Here is a 3,377-nt window from a genome sequence, read left to right on the forward strand (position 1 = left end):
GATATTGACCTTTAAACCACCCGGTCATACTACTCCCATTTCTTACACGGAGGGGTATCACTTAGGGATAAATGGTTTAGTGACGATCTTTGACAAGTTGGGAATAAGAGAGCAACAGTAATTAATTTAACGGATTTTATGATCACATAAGATCTCGTTGCGAGAGAATAATTTCATTATTTCTCAAGCGTCTGTTGGATATAAACTTAACTCATTAGTTTAGGCAATATAATTTTACTCAGTAATCTTATTTTGTTTCGTAAGAATTGGCTGCACTTCGGTGCAGCTTAAGATTAGGAAGTGAAATAAGGGCGTACGGGGGATGCCTAGGCTCTCAGAGACGATGAAGGACGTGGTAAGCTGCGAAAAGTCAGGGGGAGGTGCAAACAACCGTTATATCCCTGAATGTCCGAATGGGGCAACCCACTATGTTGAAGACATAGTACTCCGCAAGGAGAGGTAACCCGGGGAACTGAAACATCTAAGTACCCGGAGGAGGAGAAAATAATTTAATGATTCTGCAAGTAGTGGCGAGCGAACGCGGAACAGCCCAAACCAAGACGATACGTCGTTTTGGGGTTGTAGGACCCGAATAATCAGTATTCACTCAATTGGAACACATCTGGAAAGTGTGACCACAGAGGGTGACAGTCCCGTACAGGAACGGTGAATGCTGAGTTGGGTATCCTGAGTAGGGCGGGGCCGGAGAAACCCTGTCTGAATTTGCGGGCACCATCCCGTAAGGCTAAATACTCCTGAGAGACCGATAGTGCACAAGTACCGTGAGGGAAAGGTGAAAAGAACCGCGAGAAGCGGAGTGAAAAGACCCTGAAACCGTGCGCCTACAAGCGGTCGGAGTCCCGCACTTGTTGCGGGATGACGGCGTGCCTTTTGCATAATGAGCCTACGAGTTACTCCTCACTACCAAGTTTAAGGTTTTCAGAACCGTATGCGAAGCGAAAGCGAGTCTTAACAGGGCGACATAGGTAGTGGGGGTAGACGCGAAACCTGGTGATCTACCCATGGGCAGGTTGAAGTTCCGATAGTCTCGGAATGGAGGACCGAACCGGTACATGTTGAAAAATGTTCGGATGACCTGTGGGTAGGGGTGAAAGGCCAATCAAACCAGGAGATAGCTCGTACTCCCCGAAATGCATTTAGGTGCAGCGTCGTGTAATGTGTGCCGGAGGTAGAGCTACCAATAGGGCTAGGGGGCTTCACCGCCTACCAACCCCTGATGAACTCCGAATGCCGGCATAACAGTAGCGGCAGTGAGGCAGTGGGTGCTAAGGTCCATTGCCAAGAGGGGAACAACCCAGACCATCAGCTAAGGTCCCCAAATTCGGACTAAGTTGAATTGAACGATGTGGGGGTGCTAAGACAGCTAGGATGTTGGCTTGGAAGCAGCCATTCATTTAAAGAGTGCGTAACAGCTCACTAGTCGAGCGCTCCTGCGCGGAAAATACTCGGGCATAAGTTCGGTACCGAAGCTATGGATTCGAAAGAGTGGTAGGGGAGCATTGTAGTGGCGTTGAAGGTTGTCGGTGACGATGGCTGGAGCATCTACAAAAGCAAATGTAGGCATGAGTAACGATAAAAGGGGTGAGAAACCCCTTCGCCGTAAAACTAAGGTTTCCGTATTCGATGTTAATCAGAATCGGGTTAGTCGGGTCCTAAGGTGTAGCCGCGAGGCGAAGCCGATGGCAAACGGGTTAATATTCCCGTACCCGCTCACATTGAAAGCGACGGAGTAGTGTAGGTATCGCGTACTGACGGAATAGTACGTTGAAGGTTGGGTAAAACTGACCGATAGTACAGAGACCCTTTCGGGGGAATTTGATAGTGTACCGAAGCGACTTCCAAGAAATAGCAAGTGAAGCGGCCCGTACCGTAAACCGACACAGGTAGTTGAGGAGAGTATCCTAAGGCGCTCGAGTGATTCATGGCTAAGGAACTAGGCAAATTGGACGCGTAACTTCGGGAGAAGCGTCGCCCCCCTTGTGGGGGCCGCAGTGAAGAGGCCCAGGCGACTGTTTAGCAAAAACACAGGACTCTGCTAAATCGAAAGATGAAGTATAGGGTCTGACACCTGCCCGGTGCCGGAAGGTTAAGGAAGGGGCTTAGGAGTAATCCGAAGGTCTTAACTGAAGCCCCGGTAAACGGCGGCCGTAACTATAACGGTCCTAAGGTAGCGAAATTCCTTGTCGGGTAAGTTCCGACCTGCACGAATGGTGTAACGATCTGGGCACTGTCTCGGCCATGAGCTCGGTGAAATTGAAGTATCGGTGAAGATGCCGATTACCCGCAACGGGACGAAAAGACCCCGTGAACCTTTACTACAGCTTCACATTGTGTTAGGGTATAAGATGTGTAGGATAGGTGGGAGACATCGAAGCGGGCACGCCAGTGTTCGTGGAGTCGTCCTTGAAATACCACCCTTCTTATACTTTGACACTAACTCCTGGAAAGAGGAGGACCGTGTGTGGTGGGTAGTTTGACTGGGGTGGTCGCCTCCTAAAGCGTAACGGAGGCTCGCAAAGGTTCCCTCAGCATGGTTGGTAATCATGCGAAGAGCGTATGAGTATAAGGGAGCTTGACTGAGAGAGAGACATCTCGACCAGGTGCGAAAGCAGGCTCAAGTGATCCGGTGGTTCCGTATGGAAGGGCCATCGCTCAAAGGATAAAAGGTACTCCGGGGATAACAGGCTGATCTCCCCCAAGAGCTCACATCGACGGGGAGGTTTGGCACCTCGATGTCGGCTCGTCACATCCTGGGGCTGAAGAAGGTCCCAAGGGTTGGGCTGTTCGCCCATTAAAGTGGCACGCGAGCTGGGTTCAGAACGTCGCAAGACAGTTCGGTCTCTATCTGTTGCGGGCGTAGGAATATTGAGAAGATCTGTCTCCAGTACGAGAGGACCGGGATGGACGTATCTCTAGTGTACCGGTTGTGGCGCCAGCTGCACCGCCGGGTAGCTATATACGGCATGGATAAGCGCTGAAAGCATCTAAGCACGAAGCCAACTTCAAGATTAGTATTCCATTGAGGGTCGTAGAAGATTACTACGTTGATAGGCTATAGGTGGAAGTGCGGTAACGTATGGAGCCGAGTAGTACTAATTGCCCGACAGCTTCCTTTTTTCTTTTTTTACTTCGGTAATAAGAGAAGTCTACAAAATGGATTGAGCAGTAATATTTACTGTCTGAATTTATGAGTAAAAGTGAAACTGACGCTTGTTAAATTTTAATATTATCAGCAAACCAGGTCTTACAGGCCATAATTTCTGAGGAGTTAGTTATCGTTTATCTCTTTTCCCACTTGTTGATCGTTTCACTAAAGAAACTGAATCATGACCTGCTTGAATGAAAGTGCGGTTATG

1 rRNA gene is annotated in these 3,377 nt (G+C 49.1%); it reads left to right on the top strand.

The window, feature by feature from the left end:
* Window positions 1–294: 294 nt before the first annotated feature.
* Window positions 295–3,137: ribosomal RNA gene (locus BM123_RS23575) — 23S ribosomal RNA — on the top strand.
* The last annotated feature ends 240 nt before the right edge of the window (window positions 3,138–3,377 follow it).

It is taken from the genome of Neolewinella agarilytica (assembly GCF_900110645.1).
Lineage (GTDB): Bacteria > Bacteroidota > Bacteroidia > Chitinophagales > Saprospiraceae > Neolewinella > Neolewinella agarilytica.